Here is a 19,456-nt window from a genome sequence, read left to right on the forward strand (position 1 = left end):
CGCCGGTCCCGCCGACTCGCTCGACGCGGGTCGAAAGCCACAACACGTGAGACCCCTGACTGGTACGCGTACACATTCGTCAAGCTTTATGCCCGTGTAGTGTTTCGAATCGTAACGATGGCTGGAACGGAAGAGGAGAGTCTCGACGACCTGCCGCCCAGCGCCAAACTCGTGTTCAAGGTTCTGGAGTACAACGGTCCCCTGACCCAGAAGGGTATCGTCCAGGAGTCGATGCTCTCCGCTCGCACGGTCCGCTACGCGCTCGAACGACTGGAGAACATCGGCGTCGTGGACGAGGACGTCTACTTCGCCGACGCCCGCCAGAACCTCTACCAGCTCGACGGTCCCAAGCAGGCGGAGGCCGACGGCGGTCGCGAGTCCCACAAGACCGACTCGCGGACCCGTGGGGGGTCGAAGTGCGACGACGGCCACGAGGCCTGTTGCGCCGAGTAGAGCACCGACACCGACACCCGACGTTCGGTTCTTTTCCTTCTTCGCCTCCCCGCCTCCTCAGTCGCCCAGCGCCCGCTCTACCGCAGCAGCCACCGACCGCGCCTTCTCCGCCAGGGGTTCGGGGAGGGTCCCCGCCGCCACCGCCTCGTCGAGTTCGTCGTCGTCGACCCGTTCGACCCGACCGTCGGCGTGTCTGACCACGTCCACGTGGAGGTCCACGTAGCGGAGACAGTCGGGGAACGTCTCGACCGGCGTACAGACGTTCACGTACGTCCCCTTCCTGTTCCCCGAGGCGTCGCGGTAGACGGTCGGGTACCACCAGCGCCCCTCGCGGAACGTCGTGAGCGCGACGTCGCCCGATTCGCGGCGGGCGTCGAGCGCGTCGTAGCTCCCGCCGGCGGTCATCTCGCGGCGCACCGTCACCGTCCCGTCGTCGCCGCGTTTGGTCACCTCGCCGCGCCCGAGGCGGATGAGCCGTCCGTCCGGCTTCCCGTGTCCGATGGCGACGGTGTCGCCCTCCGCGGGACCGAACTGGTCGGTCACGACGCCGAACGGGAACGACCCGCCGTCGTCCGCGCCGTCGAACGAGCAGAGCGCCTCCGCGAGGTCGACGCCGGAACTCGCCGCCGCCGAGGCGGCCTTCGTCCGGTGGTGGCCGGGCATCGTCGTCGTCACCTCCCGGCGCACCCCGTCGAGCGCGAACCGCGACTCCCGGCCGAACCAGACCCACGACCCCCCCTCGGCGTCGGTGAGTCGCTGGGGTTCGCCGACCGAGTCCTCCCGAATCGCGTCGAGCGCTCGCGCGCGTTCGGCCGCCCGGTCGAGCGCGGCCGCGAGCGCGTCCATGTCGGCCTCGCGGGCGTCGCGCGCCCACTCGATGCCCCAGCCGTCGGGCACGTCCGCGTCGAGGAGGTCGGTCATCCCCGCGAGTTCCCGCGCCGCGGCGTCGTCGCCGCCGGCGACGCGCGTCCCCTCCCTGTCGGGAACGAGCGTCGCGAGGCCGCCGGCCGCGCGGAGTCGCGTCGAGAGTTCGGGTCGGTCGTCGCTCCACGGTGCGGCGGGGTCGTCCACCCGCACGCGGAGCGCGTCGCCTTCCTCCACGTAGCCCTCCGCGCTGGAAAACGGGAGGTAGCCCTCGGCGTCGCCCAGGTCGACCACGGCGCCGCCGCCGCGCGTCTCGGTCACCCGGCCGTCGAACACCGCGCCCTCCGGCGCCGGGTCGGCCCACGCGAGCGTGTCGATGTCGACTCCCCGGAGGGCGGCCGTCGCGGCGTCGACCGCGCCGGGGTCGCCGTGCACGCCGACGCCCTGCCTGTCGGGAGTCGTCTCGACGCTGGCGTCGTGGTCGCCGTCCGGGAGGTCGGTGTCGAACCGGCGGCGGATGGGGGGCGACGCCTGCACCACGTCGTGACCGGCGTCGAGGAACAGCCGCGTCAGGGCGGTGGCGTAGATACCGCGGACGCGGAGGGCGGCGCTCATAGCGCGTCCGGGTCGCGGGCGAACCGCACGCGGTCGTCGACCGTCGGGCCGAGCGTCAACTCGACGCAGTCGTCGTTCAGGACGCGTCCGTCCTCGACCGGGACGCCCCACGAGTCGAACCGGAGGTAGCCGCGGAGGTCCGCGGCGTGAGTGTACGTGTCGAGGTACGCCACCTCGTGTTCCTGGACGCCGCCGCTGCTGTGCGCCCGGTCCATGTCCGAGTAGTAGGTGCCGCCGCCGTCGAAGAACGCCTCCAGCGCCGCCGCGGCGTCGTCGGTCGCCTCGACGACCAGGTCGGCGGCGCGCCGGATGTCCGACTCGTCGAGTCCGACCGCCCGCAGCGCGGCCTGCGTGCGCGGGTCGAAGTGCATACGCGTCCGTGGGTCGCCCGCCATTCAAGCGTAGCGGTTCCGCACCGGCGGTAAGAACTTAGACGCACGCGCCCCACGGCCCGCTATGGCGAAAAAGGAGCGCACGGACCCCGTCGAGGAGGCGGCCGGCGGGTCGATGGACCTGTACGACGTCGCGACGTGGGAGGAACGGACCTCGCTCGACGGACTCGCGGTCGCGCTCTACCGACTCCTCGCCGGGTCGGCTCGAGCGCTCGTCATCCTCGTCGCGTTCCTCCTCCTCGTCGCCGTCGGCGGTATCTCGATACTCAGCGACCCCGGACTCGGCGTGCTCACGCTGCTGTCGGCGATTCCGGCGCTCGCGCTCGCGGCGTACGTCTACCGGTCGGACGTCGCGTCGGGCGAACCGCTCCACCTGCTCGTGGCGACGTTCCTCCTCGGCGTGCTGACCGCCAACTTCGCGGCCGTCCTCAACTCGGTCACGCAGCCGTTCTTCCAGGGTCTGGGGTTCGTCGGGACCGTGGTCTTCTTCTTCCTCATCGTCGGTCCCGTCGAGGAGACGGTGAAACTGCTCGCCGTCAGGCTGTACGCGTTCGGCGACGACAGCTTCGACTCCGTGCTCGACGGTGCGGTGTACGGCGCGATGGCGGGGCTCGGCTTCGCGTTCATCGAGAACGCGCTGTACATCTCGCGCGCGGTCGACCAGGCCGCCCTCGACGTGGGGTTGGGGCTCATCGGTGCCGGCGGCGACATCGCGTTCACGCGCGCGCTCGCCGGCCCGGGGCACGTCATCTACTCGGCGTTCGCGGGCTACTACCTCGGGCTGGCGAAGTTCAACCCCGACAGCCGGGGCCCCATCGTCATCAAGGGGCTGCTCATCGCGGCGCTCATCCACGCCACGTACAACAGCACGGTCGGCATCGGGTCGTACGCGGTCAACGTGGCGATGAACGTCGTCGGCATCCCGACGCTGTTCGGGGGGCTGCTGGCGTACCTCGGGTACGTCGTCCTCTACGACGGGCTGTTCGGGCTGTTGCTCGTGAGGAAGATTCAGAACTACCGCACCGCCTACCGGGAGGCACACGACGACGGCCGCGACCGCGAGCGGGCGGAGCGTTCGGAGCTGACGGAGTTCGACGGGTAGCGTCGAGCGTCGCGCCGCTCGTGACTCGCGGCTCGGTCAGCCGTTCAACTTCTCGCGCGAGATGGTCACGCCGGTCGGGGTGATGATGAGCTGGTCGTCGCCCTTCTGGACGATGTCGCCGTCGACCTCGCGGGCGACCTGCCGGAGTTCGTCGATGATGTGCTCGACCGTCTTGTCCGTCGTCGAGTGGCGCGTGATGTCGGCGATGACGAAGTCGCCGTCGTAGACCGCGTCCTTGATGTCGACGACGTCGCTCTGGTCCGATATCTCGGCGATGTGGACCTGCATTCCCGCGTCACCGCGCGCGCTCTCGAAGTCGTCGAGGTCGAGTTCGACGTAGTCCTCGGAACTGTGGGTACCACCGCCCCCGAGGATTTTGCTCATGATGCCCATGGCCGTCCGTGTGCCGCCCTACCCATAAGTTTGTACGTCAGACGCACGCGCTCTCCCGCGCCCGCGTTCGACCGACTTCCGAGACCCGCGGACTTTGCGCCGCCGGCCGCCACCTCCGCCGATGACGTTCAGCATCTGCGTCCGGGAGGCGTACACCGACGACGAGGGGACGCGCCAGACGCGCTTCGGTGTCGCCGTGACCACCCGCCTGCCCGGCGTCGGCACGCTCTGTCCGTTCGCCTCCGAGCACGGCGCGGTGGCGACGCAGGCGCTCGTGAACGTGGACCTGGGACGCAAGGGGGTCGCCTACCTCGACGACGGACTCTCGGTCGAGGACGCGCTGGAGGCGCTACTCCACGCCGACGAGGGGCGCGCCGAACGACAGCTTCACGGCGTCGACGCCGGCGGGACGTTCGCGTTCTCCGGCGAGGAGTGTCGCGACTGGTTCGGACACACCACCGGCGAGAACTACACCGTCGCGGGCAACCTCCTGACTGGCGAGTCGGTCGTCGACGCGGTGGCCGCGGCGTACGAGTCGGACGCGTTCGGCGACGCCCCGATGGCGGAGCGACTCGTCGACGCGCTCGAGGCCGGCCACGCCGAGGGGGGCGACAAGCGCGAGCACCTCCCCGTCCAGTCGGCCGCGCTGAAGGTGCGGACGACCGAGGAGCGCGACCGGCGGCCGTACCACGACGACCTGCGCGTCGACGCGACGGAGACGCCGGTCGCCGCCCTCCGCGAGACGTACGAGGAAGCGAGGCGGGGCGCCGAGATTCTCCGCGAGGAGTACAGCGACGAGGACGAGACGGGCGACGACGGTCGGGAGACGCTCGAACTCGACGACGAGGACCGCGGACCCGACGAGACCGGGGACGGAACCTAGGTCGCGTCCCCCGGGTTCGGTCGCGTTCCGGTCGCCGTCGCGCTCGTCGTGTTCGTCCTCGGCTGACGCCTCGTTGGCCCGTTCCCTTGGCGTTCAGACGGTGAACTCGAACAGGTCGTCGCCGACGTGGTGGAGCGACTCGACGACCTTCCCGGAGTCGCCGACCATCTCGTCGCCGTCGACCAGCGCGCGGCCGACCGCGAGCACCTTCCCGTGCGTCTCCTCGGCGACGACGACGAGGTCGCCCGCGGAGACGTTCTCGTCGGCCTCGGTGATTCCGGGGCGCATCACGTCCGCGCCGTCGGAGACGAACGACACCGCGCCCGCGTCGACCGTCACGACGCCGCGCTCCGGCGGGTGCGCGTTCGCGCCCCGGACCGTGACGAACGGTTCGTCCTCGTAGTAGAGCACGTCCGGGTCGCCGTCGACGAGCACCAGGTCGAACGGGCTGCCGGCCAGTTCGACCAACTCGAACGCGTCCCCGTCGAGGTCGACGCCGAGTCCGTCCGCGAGGCGCTCGCGAATCTCGCTCACCGCGTCGCTGCGCAGGTGGTGACGGGACTTGACTTCCATACGAGGAGGTGACGCGTCCGGGGGATAAATCGCCCGCTCCGCAGGACTCGACGGTGAGCCGGGGCGGACGCACGCGAGGGAACGGCGGCGCAGACTGACACGTACACAACCGCTAAGTCCCCGGCGCTCGGACTCCCGGGCGTATGTGGGGCCCCCGACGGGATTCGGACCGCGAATCGGTCGTCTGCATCGCGTGCGGCGACTCGCTGCCCCGCGGCGACGCGCGCGAGTACGACAAGGAGGGAAACCGGTGGGAACGACGCGAGAAGGAGTTCGAGTACCTCTGTAAGGGGTGTTACGGCGACCTCTGTCACCAGCCCCGCGCCGACCTCGAGTCGCTGTTGTGTGACCTCGAACGCTCGACCGGCCGCTCCACGCGCGTGGAGTTCGTCAACGCGTACCAGGAAGCCGTTCTCGATCGGTACGGCACGCCCGATACCGGCGGCGACGCCGACCATCGGGGCGACTGAGGACCCCGTCGCGGGCGCGGACGCCCGTCTGTTCCGGGGCGCCGGGCCACCGGACCGCCCTCTCGCTCCCCGAAACCCATAGGTACCGGTCCGCCGTAGCCGGGGCCATGAGTGACGCGGAACAGGACGAGCAGGCGGCGGCGGGCACCGCCGAGGGGCAGGGGCCGGTCCGAATCACCGAGGAACTCGACGAACTCCTCGCGGAGAAGCGCGAGGAACTGTTCGAGGAGTTCGAGATACGCGACGCGTTCCCGCCGGAGGTGAAGCGCGAGGCGAACGACCGGACGGAGGACGTGACGGCCGAGATTCAGTCGGAGATCGACGAGCGACGGGACCTGCGCGACCTGACGGCGTGGACGACCGACCCCGCGGACGCGCAGGACTTCGACGACGCCATCTCCATCGAGGAGGACGACGACGAGTACCACCTCTGGGTCCACATCGCGGACGTCTCCCACTACGTCCACCCAGACTCGGAGATGTGGACCGAGGCCATCCAGCGGGGCAACACGGTGTACCTGCCCGGCTACACCATCCACATGCTCCCGCCCGTCCTCGCGGAGACGGTGTGTTCGCTCGTCCCCAACGAGGACCGACTGGCCCACACCGTCGAGATGCGCCTCGACAAGGAGACGCTCGGGTTCGAGGAACTGGACATCTACAAGTCGGTCATCGAGTCCGACGAGCGGCTCACGTACACGCAGTGTGAGAACCGGCTGGACGACCCCGAGGCACCGCTCCACGAGGAGAACGTCCTCGCGTACGAACTCGCGGACCAGATGCACGAACAGCGCAAGGAGGACGGTTCGCTCGTGCTCAACCCCAGCCGAGACCGCGCGCACACCATCATCGAGGAGTGCATGCTGAAGGCGAACAAGGCCGTCACGCACGAACTCATGTGGAACCGCGGGGTCGAGGCGATGTACCGCGTTCACCCGCAACCCACGCCCGACCAGTGGAACGACGCGCTCCGCGAGATTCAAGAGACCGAGGGCGTCTCCATCCCTGGCTCGTCGTGGGACGACCCGCGAAAGGCCGTCAACGCGGCGCTCGAGGAGGCGCCGCCGCGGGCGCTCAACAAGATTCAGCGGGCCGTACTGAAGGTGATGCCGCGCGCGAAGTACATGAACGACCCCTTCGGCGGCCACCACGCGCTCAACTTCGACATCTACGGCCACTTCACCAGTCCCATCCGTCGGCTCTCGGACCTCGTCAACCACTGGATCGTCCACACGAACGACGTCCCGGAGAACCTCGTCACCCTGTGCGACCGTGCCTCGGACAAACAGAAGGACGGCGAGACGGCCGAACGGCTGTACAAGCAGTTCATGCAGGAGGTCGGTATCGATCCGTACGCGGTCAACAGCCGCGGACTCGAAGTCGTCGAGGACCCCGCGGACGCGACCCACGAGATGCCCGAGACCGTCCCGGAGTAGGCGCGACGGCCGGGACGCACGGATTCCGGCCGGGGAGCACCGACCGGTCGTTCCACCTACCGCGACGAGACGGCGACGAGGCGCGTCCGCCCGCCGCGACGCTCCAGGTGGACCGCGTCGCGCCCGTCGGCGAACGCGCGGACCTCCCCGATCGTCGCCTCGGTCACGTCGATGCTCGCGCGGGTCGCCCCGTCGACTCCGTCCCGTTCGGGTGCGGTCACGTTCACACTCATACCCGGACGTTCGGGCGCGAACGGTATGTACGCCAGCCTAGCGGAGTGAAAGTGAACGTGGCGGACGGCGGCGGCGTCACTACAATACAACAGTATGTCGACAGGTAGTCGTCCCGCGTCAGTCGATGTGGCCTTCGGCGCGAAGTTGCTCGGCGGCGTCGGACTCGTAGCGCCACTCGATGTCGGCCTTGTCGTCCTGCCAGTCCCACGGCTCGATGATGACGACGTCGCCCTCTCGTATCCACGTCCGATACCGCATGCGGCCGGGAATCCGGCCCATCCGTTCTTTGCCGTCCGCACAGCGCAGGCGGACGCGTCCGCCACCGAGCATGTCTGTCACGACGGCGAACAGTTGGTCGTCGTCGGGCATTCGAAGGTTTCGTCGCCCTGAGTCACTGCTCATACGGGCAGTACGCTGTAGAGACGGTTAAGTCATGTCTTTGCGCCGACGGACCCGGACACGGCGGAGGGCGAGTCGTGTACACACGACGCACGCGCGCTCGTCCGACTCGTGTGCCCGAAGAGATATATGACGACGAGGCCCCCTGTACACTGTGTCGATCGCGCTCGCCCACTTCGTCGTGGGGGTGCTGGGGACTGCCCTCCTCCTCGCCGCCGTCGCCCCGCACGTCCTCCGCCGCTCGCCGACCCTCCTCGTACTCGGTGGCGTCTGGGGGATGATACCCGACGCCCACTGGATAGCCCCCGTCGGAGCCGACGCCATCCACGCGCTCCACCGCTCGGCGTGGACCGACCTCTTCTGGTTCCACGGGACGCTCGACAAGATAGACCCAATCGACTCGAAGCTGTTCGCCGCCCAGCTCGTGGGGCTGCTCGTCGTCTCGCTCCCGGTTCTGGAGCTGTACGCGAAGTGGCGGGTCGGCGAGTTCGCCTCGGGGTCGAGCCTGGTGGGCGTGTCGGAGTCGAAACGAGGGAGCGACTAGCGGGCCGAGTCACTAGGGTAACTACGTCGAGTGAGCGGTCCGAAAACGGGAGTGGACTCGCTGGGATTTGAACCACGCCCAGACGGTCCTGCTCGCTCACTCCGTTCGCTGCGCGGGCTGCGACTGGTCTACTTCAAATCCCGCCTCGACCGATCTCGCTCGCTCGAAAACTCGTTCGCTCCGATGGACTCGCTGGGATTTGAACCCAGGGCCTCTTCCTTGCGAAGGAAGCGATCTACCACTGATCTACGAGCCCGCATCCGATAGGAGCCGCGGCGGTCACTTGAGGGTTCCGTTTCGGTGCGCTTCCCACACGCAGTCACGTACCGAGGAGCCGGAGCCGACCGGCGACGAGTCCGAGGACGGCGCCGGTGAAGTGCGCGAGCAGCGCGCTCCCGGGCGCGCTCCACAGCAGCGTCGCCGCGAGCGCCACCGAGCCGACGAGCGCGGCGCCCACCCGCGGGGGAGGCGGAGGCGGTCGAGCACGGCGGCCGACGCGGGGTGGACGGCGAGCACGTACCCCACGAGCGCGAACGCCGCGCCGCTCGCGCCGACGACGCCCGCGGACGGCCGAGCAGCCCCCCGAGCCACACCTGCGCGAGGCCGGCGAGCGCGCCCGTCGCGAGGAAGAACGCGTGAAAGCGGAGTCTGGTGGTGCCGTACGCCACCGCCGGACCGACGAGCGCGACGATGACGGCGTTCGCGAGCAGGTGGGCAGGCCCGGCGTGGGCGTACACGCTCGTCGCCAGCGTCCACGGGCGCACCGCCGGCGTGAGGACGAACAGCCCGGCGGCGAGCGCGACCCCGGCGAGCCGGGCGACCCAGAAGGCGAGCGAGACGACGAGCATGAGCCCGAGCGTCTCGGCCGGCGGACGGAGGGCGGCGGTGAGCGAACGGGCCACGGTCGTGCCTCTCTGGGCGCCCGAGGTTCGAAAAGGTAGCGCCGGCGCTGTGCGGGGAGAAAAACGGGAGAACGGGGAGTCGGCGCGGATGCGCCCCAGCGCCTCAGTCCTCGAGGACGATCTCGATGGAGACGTCGTTCGGGACCTGAATCCGCATGAGCTGGCGGAGCGCGCGTTCGTCGGCGTCGATGTCGATGAGCCGCTTGTGGACGCGCATCTCCCAGTGCTCCCACGTGGCCGTCCCCTCGCCGTCGGGGGACTTGCGTGTGGGAACCTCCAGCGTCTTCGTCGGGAGCGGGATGGGACCGGACAGCGCGACGCCGGTCTTGTCCGCGATCTCCCGCACGTCGTCACAGATGTCGTCCAGGTCCTCCGGGGAGGTGCCCGCGAGTCGGACGCGCGCCTGCTGGTCCGGCATCTATCGCTCGTCGACGCTGAGCACCTTGCCGGCCGCGATGGTCTGACCCATGTCGCGGATGGCGAAGCTGCCGAGTTCCGGAATCTCGCTCGACGGCTCGATGCTGAGGGGCTTCTGCGGGCGCACCGTCACGATGGCCGCGTCGCCGGACTTGATGAAGTCCGGGTTCTCCTCGGCGACCTCGCCCGACGAGGGGTCGAGCTTCTGGTCGAGCGACTCGACCGTACACGCGACCTGCGCCGTGTGGGCGTGGAACACCGGGGTGTAGCCGGCCGTGATGACCGACGGGTGCTGCATGACGACGACCTGCGCCTGGAACGTCTCGGCGACCGTCGGCGGGTCGTCGGCCGGCCCACAGACGTCGCCGCGGCGGATGTCGTCCTTGCCGACGCCGCGGACGTTGAACCCGACGTTGTCGCCGGGACCCGCGTAGTCGACCTCCTCGTGGTGCATCTCGATGGTCTTGACCTCGCCGCCGACGTCCGACGGCTGGAACGAGACGTTGTCGCCCGGGCGCATCTCGCCCGTCTCGAGGCGGCCGACCGGGACGGTCCCGATACCCGAGATGGTGTAGACGTCCTGGATCGGCAGCCGGAGCGGCGCGTCCGTCGGCGGCTCGGACTCCGGCAGTTGGTTGAGCGACTCGAGGAGCGTCGGCCCGTCGTACCACGACGTGTTGTCCGACTCCTCGGCGATGTTGTCGCCCTCGAACGCCGAGATGGGGATGAAGCTCGCGTCCTCGGTGCCGAAACGCACCTGCTTGAGCAGCTGCTTGACCTCGTCGACGACCTCGCGGTAGGTGTCCTCCTCGTAGTCGACGACGTCCATCTTGTTGATGGCGACGATGAGTTCGTTGATGCCCAGCGTCCGCGCGAGGAACACGTGCTCGCGGGTCTGCGGGGCGACGCCGTCGTCCGCCGCGACGACGAGCACCGCGTTGTCGGCCTGCGAGGCGCCCGTGATCATGTTCTTCACGAAGTCACGGTGGCCCGGGCAGTCGACGATGGTGAAGTAGTACTCGTCGGTGTCGAACTCCTGGTGGGCGATGTCGATGGTGACGCCGCGCTCGCGCTCCTCCGCGAGGTTGTCCATGACGTAGGCGAACTCGAAGCCGCCCTTGCCCTTCTCCTCGGCTTCCTCTCGGTACTGCTCGATCACGTGCTCCGGGACGCTCCCTGTCTCGAACAGGAGGCGACCCACGAGCGTGGACTTCCCGTGGTCGACGTGGCCGATGATGGCCAGGTTCTGGTGGGGTTTGTCTTGGCTCATTTGTGGAATCGCGCGCTGAGGCGCTCTGTGGGATTGTTTCGGCCGAACGCCGTAAAACCATTTCGATACGGTTCAGCCGGCGTCGCGGTCGCGTCTTGCGGTTTTCCGTGTGCCGCCGTCTCGTGCGTGCGGTTCTCACGGCTCGCTCGGCCCGGGCGACGACCGCCGCGCTCGGGTCCGGTCCCGGGGATGGACGGTCGACGCGGGTGAGAGCGTCGGCGGTGTGGGAGTCGGTGACTCGCCGGTCACGGGTTCGTTGTCGACCCCGGCGCAGTCGTTCCAGAGGGGGGACCCACGCACGTCTCGGCGCTACAACCGGGAGGGCGACCGGAGTTACTCGCGCTCCGGTCCGGAGAGCCGTCCCACGTCCGCGAGCACCGCGCTCGCCGTCTCCGCGCCGCCGGCGCCGCGCCCCGAGATGGCGAGTTGTCCCGCGTGTTCGGTCTCGATTTCGACGATGTTCCGCGTCCCCGACACCGCGAGCGTGCCGTTCTCCGGGACGAGTCGCGGGCCGACGCGGACGCCCTCGCGAGTCGCCTCCCCGACCAGCCGGACGGTCCGGCCGTCCTCGGCGGCCAGTTCCAGCGCGCTGCTGGGGATGTCGCGGATGCCCTCGACGTCGGCGTCGGCGAGCGTCAGTTCCCGCTCGCGGAGTTCGGCGAGCGACTCGCAGTCCGCCTCCCGCAGCACGTTCGCGAGGATGACGCACTTCAGCGCCGCGTCGGTCCCCTCCACGTCGAACGAGGGGTCGGCCTCCGCGACGCCGAGGTCCTGTGCCTCGGCGAGTACGTGGTCGTAGCCGAGGCCCTCGGCGACCATCCGCGACAGCACGAAGTTGGCGGTGCCGTTGAGTACGCCGCGGACCGCGGACACCCGCTCGGGGCCGAGGTCCGCGACGGTCGCACACGCGGGGATGGCGCCGCCGACCGTCGCCTCGAAGTACACCTCGCCCGCGCTCTCGGCCGCGAGCGCGCGCACGTCGGCGTACCGCTCGGCGACGGGTCCCTTGTTCGCGAGCACGACGTGCCGGTCGCGTTCCAGCGCCGTCCGGACGTGCGAGAACCCGGGCTCCGCGTCGCCGAGCGTCGTCGGCGTCGCCTCCACCAGCGCGTCGTACTCGGCCGTCAGCGCGTCGTCAGGAGCGGCGTCGCCGAGGCCCTCCCCGTCGTCCTTCCGGGCGAGCGCCGCCGCGACGTCGACCCCGTCCGGGTCCACGACCGCCGACGAGGAGTCGGCGAGCGCCGTCACCGTGTGACCGTACGAGGCGGCGAGTTCGGCGACGGCGCGGCCGACCGCACCGGCACCGAGGACGGCGAGCCTCACGGGCGGCCCTCCAGCGGTTCGATGACGTCGAGTCCCTTGTCGTCGGCCACCGCGCGCACCGAGTCGAGCACGTCCGCGGTCCGCCCCTCGCGCGCCCGGAGGCGGAGGCGGGCGCTCGAGGGGTCGTCGGTCCCGGTGCCCTCGGGCGCCGAGAGGTCGAGATCGGCCACCGACGCGTTCGCGCACTCGGCGAGTCGCCGGAGCGTGTCCGAGAGGTCCGTCTCGATGAGGTGGCCGACGAGGAGCACCGTCACCTCCGTGCCGAACTCCTCGGCGCCGGCGCTCGTGACGGTCACGCCGCGTTCGCGCAGTCCGGCGAGCACCGCCTCGAACCGGTCCGGGGGACACTCCAGGTCCACCTCGACGGGGATGCGACCCCGTGGGGTGACGTTCCCGCGTTCGTGGTACACCGACAGGAGGTTCCCGCCGTTCGCCGCGATGGGTTCGAGCGCCGCGAGCAACTGGCCGGGCTCGTCGTCGAGTTCCAGTCGGATGGTGTGCGCCTGCGGGGCGTCGCCGCCGTCGGTCCGCGCGTCCCCCCGTTCGTCGACCGGGGCTGACGGCCGAGGCTCGCCGGGGGCTGACGCCGGCTCCGGGGGCATCTACCTCGCCCCCCCGGACGCCGGCGGCCGGCCTGTCCCGCCGCGGCGCGCGCACGACCCGAGACCCGTAATTGTGGTCGCGCGGGGCTGGTGGCGTCGTTCACAGCCGTCGCGCCGACCGGGGGTCGTGCCAGTGGGCATACTCCCTCCGTGGGGAGGGGGAGGTGATAAGTCTTCTACGGTGGCGAGGTTTGCCTCCGCCACCTCCCCCCGACGACTGTTCAAAGTAGTAACACACGGTGTTAACTCCGATGCCTCCGGCCGCAACCTGTCTCCAACCCAAACGAAGCGTGTGCTCGATTACTCCTACTGGTTTCTGAACGTCGCTACGAAGACCGTAAGAGCCGTCCAAGACTTCCGGATCGGCCGCCACTTTTCACTTGGTACGCCGAGTAACGGTGGACATGGGCGACCTGAAACTGAAAGAAGCCGTAGCCATGGCGCTCGGCGGTATGATCGGGGGTGGTATCTACTCCGCCTTCGGTATCGTCGTCGCCGTCGCGGGCAACGTCGCGTGGGTCGCGTTCGTGCTCGCCGGCGTCGTCGCCATGTGCGCCGGCTACAGCTACGTGAAGTTGAACGAACACATGGACGGCAACGGGGGCGCTCCGTCGTTCATCCAGGAGTACGTCGGCTTCGACACGCTCGCCGGGATGACCGGGTGGACGCTCCTGTTCGGGTACATCGGGTCGATGGCCCTGTACGCGTACGCGTTCGCCGGGTTCTTCTCGGAGATGGTCGGTCGACTCCACGTCTACGGCTTCCCCGTGTTCAGCTTCGTCGTCGTGGCCCTCATCGGGGTGTTCGTCGCGCTCAACCTCCTCGGAGCGGGGGAGGTCGGGAAGGCGGAGGACGTCCTCACGGCGGGGAAGGTCCTCGTCATCGGGCTGTTCGGTCTCTGGGGAGTCTGGTTCGCCCTCAACGGACACACTATCGAACTCGGGTTCGGAAGCATCGTCAGCCGCGAGCCGATCATGGCGGCGGCGATGTCGTTCGTCGCGTTCCAGGGGTGGCAGCTCCTGATGTACGGCCAGGACCAGTTCGAGAACCCGTTCGACGACGTGAAGAAGGCCATCTACGTCTCCATTCCGGCGGCGACGTTCCTCTACGCCATCGTCGCCGTCACCACCACCAGCCTGTTGCGCATCGAGCTCATCGCCGTCGCCCCCGAGGTGTCGCTGCTGTACGCGGGCATCGAGTTCATGGGCCGCATCGGCGCGTTCGTCATCGGGATTTCGGCGCTGTTCTCGACCGCGAGCGCGGTCAACGCGACGCTGTTCAACGGGGCGCAGTTCTCGAGCGACCTCATCGACATGGGCCTGATGCCCGAGCGCCTGGAGGGGAGCGGGGACAGCGAGATTCCGAAGAAACTGGTCGTCGTCTTGGGCGTCCTCTCCGCGGCGTTCGGCGTGTTCGGGAGCCTGTCGAGCATCACCTCCTTCGCCTCGCTCGCCTTCATCGCCGTCTTCGGCGGGATGAGCCTGCTCGCGTTCCTGCGACGCGACCAGTTCGACGACATCGTCGCACCCGTCCCCGCCGTCGGTGCCGTCGGCTGTGCGGTATTCTTCCCGCTCCTGCTGTACAACCTCTACCTCAACAGCCCGGGCGTGTTCTCGCTCGTCCTGCTCATCTCGGTAGTGGTCGTCGGCACGGAACTGCTGTACTTCGAGCGCGAGACGGTCGAGGAACTGCTCCCGTGGCTGAGTAACCCGCAGGGGGACACCTGACGATGACCCGCAACACGGACACGAACTCGCTGACCAGACGCACCGCGCTGAAGGGACTCGCCGGCGTCGTCGCGACCGGCGCGCTGGCGGGTTGTTCGGCCGAGGCGATGCCCGGAAACGAACCGGGCGTACAGCTCCGGTACGCGACGGTCCTCCCGCCGGTGTCGCTCGACCCCATCGAGCACGACGACCCCTGGTCGGCCGGGGCCGCGAACGCCGCGTTCCAGGGGCTGTACACGTACGACCGGGCGCTGAACCTGGTGCCGGTGCTCGCGGACGGCGACCCCTCGGTGAGCGACGACGGGACGACCTACACCGTCTCGCTGGTCGACGGCGCGCGCTTCCAGGACGACACGCGCGTCTCCGCCGAGGACGTGAAGTACACCTTCGAGGCTCCGGTCGAGGAGGAGACGCCGCCGCTCTGGCAGACGGAGATGCTGTCGGAGGTGAAGACGCCGGACGAGTCCACCGTCGAGTTCCACCTCGACCACCCCTACCCGGCGTTCCGTCACAGCCTCACGCGGTCGGTCGTCCCGAAGTCCGTCCGGCAGACGAACCCCGACGAGTTCGGAGTGGCCCCCGACGCGACGGTCGGCTCGGGTCCCTACGAACCCCACCTCGTCAAGCCGGGGAAGTACGCGTCGTTCCGGACGTGGGAGAACTACTGGGGGGAGACCCAGCCGGCCGTCGACCGCCTCCAGGTCATCAACACCCACGCCGGTCTCGCGCGGACGATGGCGCTGAAGACCGGCCAGAGCGACGTGGTCGAGCGCATAGAGCCGAAGTTCTGGGAGGCGACGAAGCAGATTCCGAGCGCGCGGGTGAGGAAGACGCCGAGCTACAACTACTTCTTCGTCGGCTTCAACTGCTCCAGCGGCCCCACCGCCGACCCGAAGGTGCGGGAGGCGGTCGACTACCTGCTCTCGATGGACAGCTTCGTCGAACACGTCGTGGAACCGGCGGGCGAGCGCCAGCACAGCCCGCTCCCCGCGCGCCTCGCCGAGGACTGGGACATGCCGGTCGAGGAGTGGAAGGGCATCCCGGCCCGGAAGAACGTCCGGAAGGCGAAGACGCTGTTTCGGGAGGCCGGCGTGGAGAAGTGGACGCCGAAGGTCGTCGTCCCCCACAACGACAAACTGCGGGCGAAACTCGCGCAGGGGTTCGTCCGTGGGTTGAGCAGCGCCGGCTTCTCGAAAGCCCGCGTAGTGAAACACCGCTGGAGCGACTTCCGGGAGAAGGTCACCTCGGGTAACAACGGGACGTACGACATGTACGTCGGGTCGTGGGCCGGCTACCCGGACCCCGACACGTTCCTCTACCCGCTGTTCCACCAGCGGATGGAGGGACTCACCAACGGCGTCTACTACCGGAACCCGGAGGTGATGGACCGGATTCGGCGCGCGCGAGAGACCGAGAGCCGCGCGGAGCGGAAGACGCTCTACGAGCGCGCCATCACGGCCCTGCTCGAGGACCGGGTTCACCTCCCGGCGTTCACCCTCTCCAACAGCTTCGGCGTGAAGAACCGGGTCGAGGGGTTCCAGCCGCACCCGCTCGCGCAGATGAACCCGCGGCTCCTGGCCGGCGAGCGACCGCTGTCGATTCGGGAGTGACGGTCGAGCGGTCGCGACGAACCGGACGAACCGACGAGACGGCGGTCGGAGAAGTCGAGTGCGGGTCGACGTCGGCCCGGGTAACGTGGTGTCCCGGTGCCGGTCGCTGGGTCCTAGATGTAGTCGATGGACGGCGGGAGTTCCAGCTTCATTCCCTTGCGCTCGCGGATGTCCATGATCTGCTCGCGCTGGAGGTTGTCGGCCATGACGCGGAACCCGGCGTTCTCGGTGTTCCAGGAGGCGCGCCCCTCCGTCGCGGAGCGGATGTCGCTGGAGAAGCCGATCATCTCCTCGACGGGCGCGATGCCCTCGATGACCATCAGGTCGCCCTCCTGGTACATGTCGTCGACGCGGCCGCGTCGGCCCTGAATCTCGCCGGAGGCGTCGCCCATGTACTGATTGGGCACGTCGATGCGGACGTTCTGGATGGGTTCGAGCAGGCGGATCTCCGCGTCGATGAGCGAGCGGTGGACCGCGTCCCGAACTGCGGGGATGACCTGCGCCGGGCCGCGGTGGATGGTGTCCTCGTGGAGCCGCGCGTCGTGGAGGCGCAGCAGCGCGCCCTGCACCGGCTCGGCCGCGAGCGGGCCGTCGTCGAGCGCCTCCTCGAGACCCTCGATGACGAGTTCCATCGTCTCGTTCAGGTGCTGGATACCCTTCGTGTCGTCGATGAGGATGTTCGTCCCGTGGATGTGTTCGACGTTCTGGGACGTGTCCTTGTCCATGCCTGCCTCCTGGAGCGCCTCGCGGCGCTCCAGTTCGGGCATGTCCATCGATATCTCGCCGAGGCGGATGTCCTCGACGACGCCCTCCACCAGGGGTTCGACGGTGATGTAGAACTTGTTGTGGCGGTTCGGCGAGACGCCTTCGACCTCGCGGGAGGCCTGCTGGGGCTGTTCGCGGAAGACGACAATGGGCTCGCCCGTGGTGACCGGGATGCCCTGGTTCTTCTGGATGCGCTGGGTGATGACCTCGAGGTGGAGTTCACCCTGCCCGGAGATGAGGTGTTCGCCGGTGTCCTCGTTGATCTCCACGCGGATGGTGGGGTCCTCCTTGGCGACCTGCTGGAGCGTCTGGATGAGCTTCGGCAGGTCGTCCATGTTGGTCGCCTCCACGGACTTCGTGATGACCGGCTCGGAGATGTGCTCGATGGACTCGAACGGCGTCATCTCCACGTCGGAGACGGTGGAGCCGGCGATGGCGTCCTTCAGGCCGGTGACGGCCGCGATGTTGCCCGCGGGGACGCCCCGGTCGAGTTCCTCCCGCTCGCCGCCCATGTAGATGCCGACCGACTGGATGCGGTTCTTCCCGGCGGTGCCGGAGACGTACAGCTCCTGCCCCTTCTTCAGCGTGCCCGAGAACACCCGCCCAGTGGCGATTTCGCCCGCGTGCGGGTCCATCCCGATGTCGGTCGCCATGAAGACGATGTCCCCCTCCTTGTTCACCGTCCGCATGTCCTCGGCGATGTCGGACTCGTCGTCGCCGCGCCAGATGCGCGGGACGCGGAACGGCTGCGCCTGCAGCGGGTTGGGGAAGTGCTCGGCGACCATGTCGAGCACGACGTTCGAGAGCGGGGTCCGCTCGTGGAGTTCCTGCCGCTCGTCGTTGCGCTCCATCTCGATGATGTCGCCGAAGGAGATGCCCGTCGCCTCCATCGACGGGATGGAGACGCCCCACTTGTACAGCGCGGAGCCGAACGCGACGGTCCCCTCGTCGACGGAGACGCGCCAGTCCTCGGTGATGTCGTCCATCTCCTCGGTCATCCCCCGGATGAGCTCGTTGACGTCGCCGATGACGTCCATGAGCCGCTGTTGCATCTCCTGGGGCCCCTCCTGCAGTTCGTTGATGAGGCGGTCGACCTTGTTGATGAACAGCGTGGGCTTGACCCCCTCGCGCAACGCCTGCCGGAGCACCGTCTCGGTCTGGGGCATCGCGCCCTCGACGGCGTCCACGACCACGAGCGCGCCGTCGACGGCGCGCATCGCGCGGGTCACGTCGCCGCCGAAGTCGACGTGGCCCGGCGTGTCGATGAGGTTGATGAGGTGGTTCCGCCCGTCGTACTCGTGGGTCATCGACACGTTCGCCGCGTCGATGGTGATGCCGCGCTCCTGTTCGTCCTCCTCGGTGTCCATCGCGAGCTGCTGGCCGGCCGTCTCGTCCGAGATCATGCCAGCCCCCGCGAGGAGGTTGTCCGACAGGGTGGTCTTCCCGTGGTCCACGTGAGCCGCGATGGCGATGTTCCGGATCTGCTCCGGGGAGTCCATCAGCTTCTCACATTCCTGTACGATTTTCTTTCGTCGGCCCATTACGGGTCGGTATTCGTCGCCCGGTCAAAAGGGTAGTGCTTTGCCGCCGTCGAAAGCGCCGGAATCGGGGACTCACACCCCATGAGAACCGTCCGCGTGGCGGGCGGCACAAGAGTCAAATCCGCGGCCCCCCTGTCAACGATACGCATGGATATTCGCGTGCAGGACGGCGGCCCGCCCGACCCGTTTCTCGGGGCCGCCGCTCTTCTCGGGACCGAACACGACCTCGACCTTCCGGTGTACGTCCGGGTCCGCGAGGACCCGGGCGAGCGGACGTGGGCCGGGCACTACGAGGACCGCCACGTGCTGAACGTCTCCCGGAAGGTCGCCACCTCCGCGATGGCGCGCGAACTCGCGCTCCACGAACTCGCGCACATGGCCCGCTACGAGGAGGCGCACCCCTCTCACGTCCAGCCCATCGAGGAGGCGCTGTTCCTCGCGCTCGCGGGCACGTCCGTCGAGCGCCGGAAGCTCTCGCACTGCCACCAGATCGCCAACCACTGCAAGGACATCTACGCCGACGACATCACGCTCTCGGTCGGCCCCTCCGGGAAACTGGTGACGTTCTTCGAGTCGCAACTGGCGGCCGCCGTCGCCGACCGCTCGCGCCCCGGGCTCTACCCCGACTCGCGGCTCGCGTCCGGCGCGTCCGACCCCGACATCACCGCGGTGAACGCCGCGTTCGCGCTCGCGATGGTCGAACGGCACGGCCTCGTCGACCGGGACCACCGGCTGTACGACCTGGCGCACGCCGCCGCGAACGACGCGCCCGGCGTCGACCTGCCGGCGTTCACCCGCGCGTTCCGCTCGCTCGCGGACGACCCGACAGAGAGCGAGTACCGCAAGGCGCTCGTGGACGTGACGCGGCTGTACGCCGTCGACTCGGGCGGTGGTCCCGCGGCGGCCGACTGACCGCCGGTCGGGAGGGAGCCCCCGCCGCC

Annotated in this window: 20 protein-coding genes, 1 tRNA gene and 1 pseudogene; 9 read left to right on the forward strand and 13 right to left on the reverse strand. The window is 69.1% G+C overall.

What is annotated here, in order from left to right; all coding sequences use genetic code 11:
- Positions 1-117 precede the first annotated feature (117 nt).
- The gene (locus tag AC6RUA_RS12030) at positions 118-453 is read left to right on the forward strand and encodes a MarR family transcriptional regulator (RefSeq protein ID WP_499813249.1); all 336 of its coding nucleotides are present in this window, start codon (positions 118-120) and stop codon (positions 451-453) included.
- Between the two features lie 57 nt (positions 454-510).
- Here AC6RUA_RS12030 and AC6RUA_RS12035 read toward each other — a convergent pair whose 3' ends face one another.
- Positions 511-1,932 carry a ribonuclease FAU-1 family protein gene (locus tag AC6RUA_RS12035; RefSeq protein ID WP_499813250.1) on the reverse strand — a complete coding sequence of 474 codons (1,422 nt, stop codon included), beginning with the start codon at positions 1,930-1,932 and terminating at the stop codon, positions 511-513.
- Positions 1,929-2,303, reverse strand: a complete 375-nt coding sequence (locus AC6RUA_RS12040) for a DUF7532 family protein (protein WP_499813251.1) — start codon at positions 2,301-2,303, stop codon at positions 1,929-1,931. Before AC6RUA_RS12040 ends, AC6RUA_RS12035 begins: the two co-directional genes overlap by 4 nt.
- Positions 2,304-2,388: 85 nt before the next feature.
- Here AC6RUA_RS12040 and AC6RUA_RS12045 point away from each other — a divergent pair, with 85 nt between their 5' ends.
- Positions 2,389-3,426, forward strand: a complete 1,038-nt coding sequence (locus tag AC6RUA_RS12045; RefSeq protein WP_499813252.1) for a PrsW family intramembrane metalloprotease — start codon at positions 2,389-2,391, stop codon at positions 3,424-3,426.
- 36 nt (positions 3,427-3,462) lie between these two features.
- Here AC6RUA_RS12045 and AC6RUA_RS12050 read toward each other — a convergent pair whose 3' ends face one another.
- Complete coding sequence (locus AC6RUA_RS12050) at positions 3,463-3,819, reverse strand: cell division protein SepF (protein WP_499813253.1); 357 nt, start codon at positions 3,817-3,819, stop codon at positions 3,463-3,465.
- A 121-nt stretch (positions 3,820-3,940) separates the two neighbouring features.
- Here AC6RUA_RS12050 and AC6RUA_RS12055 point away from each other — a divergent pair, with 121 nt between their 5' ends.
- Positions 3,941-4,702, forward strand: coding sequence for a DUF1028 domain-containing protein (locus AC6RUA_RS12055; protein WP_499813254.1), 762 nt, complete (start codon positions 3,941-3,943; stop codon positions 4,700-4,702).
- 93 nt (positions 4,703-4,795) lie between these two features.
- Here AC6RUA_RS12055 and AC6RUA_RS12060 read toward each other — a convergent pair whose 3' ends face one another.
- Entirely contained in the window at positions 4,796-5,275 is a 480-nt protein-coding gene (locus tag AC6RUA_RS12060) for an RNA-binding protein (protein ID WP_499813255.1), read from the reverse strand.
- 143 nt (positions 5,276-5,418) lie between these two features.
- On the opposite strand from AC6RUA_RS12060, the gene AC6RUA_RS12065 reads away from it, so the two are divergent.
- Together AC6RUA_RS12065 and AC6RUA_RS12070 are read left to right on the forward strand one after the other, a co-directional pair.
- Positions 5,419-5,745 (forward strand): DUF7562 family protein, encoded by a 327-nt coding sequence (locus AC6RUA_RS12065; RefSeq protein ID WP_499813256.1) that lies wholly within the window; start codon positions 5,419-5,421, stop codon positions 5,743-5,745.
- Positions 5,746-5,852: 107 nt separating this feature from the next.
- A complete protein-coding gene (locus AC6RUA_RS12070) occupies positions 5,853-7,181 on the forward strand; it encodes a ribonuclease catalytic domain-containing protein (protein ID WP_499813257.1) in 1,329 nt (442 codons plus the stop codon).
- A 56-nt stretch (positions 7,182-7,237) separates the two neighbouring features.
- Here the strand turns inward: AC6RUA_RS12070 and AC6RUA_RS12075 are convergent, their stop codons facing one another.
- The gene (locus AC6RUA_RS12075) at positions 7,238-7,414 is read right to left on the reverse strand and encodes a hypothetical protein (RefSeq protein ID WP_499813258.1); all 177 of its coding nucleotides are present in this window, start codon (positions 7,412-7,414) and stop codon (positions 7,238-7,240) included.
- Between the two features lie 118 nt (positions 7,415-7,532).
- Positions 7,533-7,817: a translation initiation factor eIF-1A gene (gene eif1A, locus AC6RUA_RS12080; protein WP_499813259.1), complete on the reverse strand. Its 285-nt coding sequence runs from the start codon at positions 7,815-7,817 to the stop codon at positions 7,533-7,535.
- Positions 7,818-7,968: 151 nt separating this feature from the next.
- On the opposite strand from eif1A, the gene AC6RUA_RS12085 reads away from it, so the two are divergent.
- Positions 7,969-8,358, forward strand: a complete 390-nt coding sequence (locus tag AC6RUA_RS12085) for a hypothetical protein (protein ID WP_499813260.1) — start codon at positions 7,969-7,971, stop codon at positions 8,356-8,358.
- Between the two features lie 184 nt (positions 8,359-8,542).
- Here the strand turns inward: AC6RUA_RS12085 and AC6RUA_RS12090 are convergent.
- The 6 genes and pseudogenes from AC6RUA_RS12090 to AC6RUA_RS12115 all read right to left on the reverse strand — a co-directional run bounded on the left by AC6RUA_RS12090 (position 8,543) and on the right by AC6RUA_RS12115 (position 12,872).
- Positions 8,543-8,614 (reverse strand) — tRNA-Ala (locus AC6RUA_RS12090).
- Positions 8,615-8,677: 63 nt separating this feature from the next.
- A pseudogene (locus tag AC6RUA_RS12095) lies at positions 8,678-9,206 on the reverse strand (rhomboid family intramembrane serine protease).
- Positions 9,207-9,363: 157 nt separating this feature from the next.
- Positions 9,364-9,678 carry a 30S ribosomal protein S10 gene (gene rpsJ / locus AC6RUA_RS12100; protein ID WP_023395258.1) on the reverse strand — a complete coding sequence of 105 codons (315 nt, stop codon included), beginning with the start codon at positions 9,676-9,678 and terminating at the stop codon, positions 9,364-9,366.
- Complete coding sequence (gene tuf, locus AC6RUA_RS12105) at positions 9,679-10,947, reverse strand: translation elongation factor EF-1 subunit alpha (protein ID WP_499813261.1); 1,269 nt, start codon at positions 10,945-10,947, stop codon at positions 9,679-9,681. It lies immediately after the preceding gene.
- A gap of 333 nt (positions 10,948-11,280) precedes the next feature.
- Positions 11,281-12,270, reverse strand: coding sequence for a homoserine dehydrogenase (locus tag AC6RUA_RS12110; protein ID WP_499813262.1), 990 nt, complete (start codon positions 12,268-12,270; stop codon positions 11,281-11,283).
- Positions 12,267-12,872 (reverse strand): amino acid-binding protein, encoded by a 606-nt coding sequence (locus tag AC6RUA_RS12115; RefSeq protein WP_499813263.1) that lies wholly within the window; start codon positions 12,870-12,872, stop codon positions 12,267-12,269. The genes AC6RUA_RS12110 and AC6RUA_RS12115 overlap by 4 nt, the downstream gene beginning before the upstream one ends.
- A gap of 404 nt (positions 12,873-13,276) precedes the next feature.
- Between AC6RUA_RS12115 and AC6RUA_RS12120 the strand changes: the two genes are divergently transcribed.
- Together AC6RUA_RS12120 and AC6RUA_RS12125 are read left to right on the forward strand one after the other, a co-directional pair.
- Positions 13,277-14,599 (forward strand): APC family permease, encoded by a 1,323-nt coding sequence (locus AC6RUA_RS12120; RefSeq protein ID WP_499813264.1) that lies wholly within the window; start codon positions 13,277-13,279, stop codon positions 14,597-14,599.
- A gap of 2 nt (positions 14,600-14,601) precedes the next feature.
- On the forward strand, positions 14,602-16,209 hold the full coding sequence (locus tag AC6RUA_RS12125; protein ID WP_499813265.1) for an ABC transporter substrate-binding protein: 1,608 nt from the start codon (positions 14,602-14,604) through the stop codon (positions 16,207-16,209).
- A gap of 113 nt (positions 16,210-16,322) precedes the next feature.
- Here the strand turns inward: AC6RUA_RS12125 and AC6RUA_RS12130 are convergent, their stop codons facing one another.
- A complete protein-coding gene (locus AC6RUA_RS12130; RefSeq protein WP_499813266.1) occupies positions 16,323-18,515 on the reverse strand; it encodes an elongation factor EF-2 in 2,193 nt (730 codons plus the stop codon).
- Between the two features lie 147 nt (positions 18,516-18,662).
- On the opposite strand from AC6RUA_RS12130, the gene AC6RUA_RS12135 reads away from it, so the two are divergent.
- The gene (locus AC6RUA_RS12135; protein ID WP_499813267.1) at positions 18,663-19,427 is read left to right on the forward strand and encodes a DUF5781 family protein; all 765 of its coding nucleotides are present in this window, start codon (positions 18,663-18,665) and stop codon (positions 19,425-19,427) included.
- The last annotated feature ends 29 nt before the right edge of the window (positions 19,428-19,456 follow it).

Source organism: Halorarum sp. SLYT50 (assembly GCF_059821265.1).

Bases quoted from the DNA above. Each gene is read 5' to 3' on its own strand.
- tuf (WP_499813261.1), bottom strand. From the start codon at position 10,947: ATGAGCCAAGACAAACCCCACCAGAACCTGGCCATCATCGGCCACGTC.
- AC6RUA_RS12050 (WP_499813253.1), bottom strand. From the start codon at position 3,819: ATGGGCATCATGAGCAAAATCCTCGGGGGCGGTGGTACCCACAGTTCC.
- AC6RUA_RS12115 (WP_499813263.1), bottom strand. From the start codon at position 12,872: ATGCCCCCGGAGCCGGCGTCAGCCCCCGGCGAGCCTCGGCCGTCAGCC.
- AC6RUA_RS12035 (WP_499813250.1), bottom strand. From the start codon at position 1,932: ATGAGCGCCGCCCTCCGCGTCCGCGGTATCTACGCCACCGCCCTGACG.
- AC6RUA_RS12075 (WP_499813258.1), bottom strand. From the start codon at position 7,414: ATGAGTGTGAACGTGACCGCACCCGAACGGGACGGAGTCGACGGGGCG.
- AC6RUA_RS12040 (WP_499813251.1), bottom strand. From the start codon at position 2,303: ATGCACTTCGACCCGCGCACGCAGGCCGCGCTGCGGGCGGTCGGACTC.
- AC6RUA_RS12055 (WP_499813254.1), top strand. From the start codon at position 3,941: ATGACGTTCAGCATCTGCGTCCGGGAGGCGTACACCGACGACGAGGGG.
- AC6RUA_RS12135 (WP_499813267.1), top strand. From the start codon at position 18,663: ATGGATATTCGCGTGCAGGACGGCGGCCCGCCCGACCCGTTTCTCGGG.
- AC6RUA_RS12070 (WP_499813257.1), top strand. From the start codon at position 5,853: ATGAGTGACGCGGAACAGGACGAGCAGGCGGCGGCGGGCACCGCCGAG.
- eif1A (WP_499813259.1), bottom strand. From the start codon at position 7,817: ATGAGCAGTGACTCAGGGCGACGAAACCTTCGAATGCCCGACGACGAC.
- AC6RUA_RS12120 (WP_499813264.1), top strand. From the start codon at position 13,277: ATGGGCGACCTGAAACTGAAAGAAGCCGTAGCCATGGCGCTCGGCGGT.
- AC6RUA_RS12125 (WP_499813265.1), top strand. From the start codon at position 14,602: ATGACCCGCAACACGGACACGAACTCGCTGACCAGACGCACCGCGCTG.
- AC6RUA_RS12130 (WP_499813266.1), bottom strand. From the start codon at position 18,515: ATGGGCCGACGAAAGAAAATCGTACAGGAATGTGAGAAGCTGATGGAC.
- AC6RUA_RS12030 (WP_499813249.1), top strand. From the start codon at position 118: ATGGCTGGAACGGAAGAGGAGAGTCTCGACGACCTGCCGCCCAGCGCC.
- AC6RUA_RS12060 (WP_499813255.1), bottom strand. From the start codon at position 5,275: ATGGAAGTCAAGTCCCGTCACCACCTGCGCAGCGACGCGGTGAGCGAG.
- rpsJ (WP_023395258.1), bottom strand. From the start codon at position 9,678: ATGCCGGACCAGCAGGCGCGCGTCCGACTCGCGGGCACCTCCCCGGAG.
- AC6RUA_RS12065 (WP_499813256.1), top strand. From the start codon at position 5,419: ATGTGGGGCCCCCGACGGGATTCGGACCGCGAATCGGTCGTCTGCATC.
- AC6RUA_RS12045 (WP_499813252.1), top strand. From the start codon at position 2,389: ATGGCGAAAAAGGAGCGCACGGACCCCGTCGAGGAGGCGGCCGGCGGG.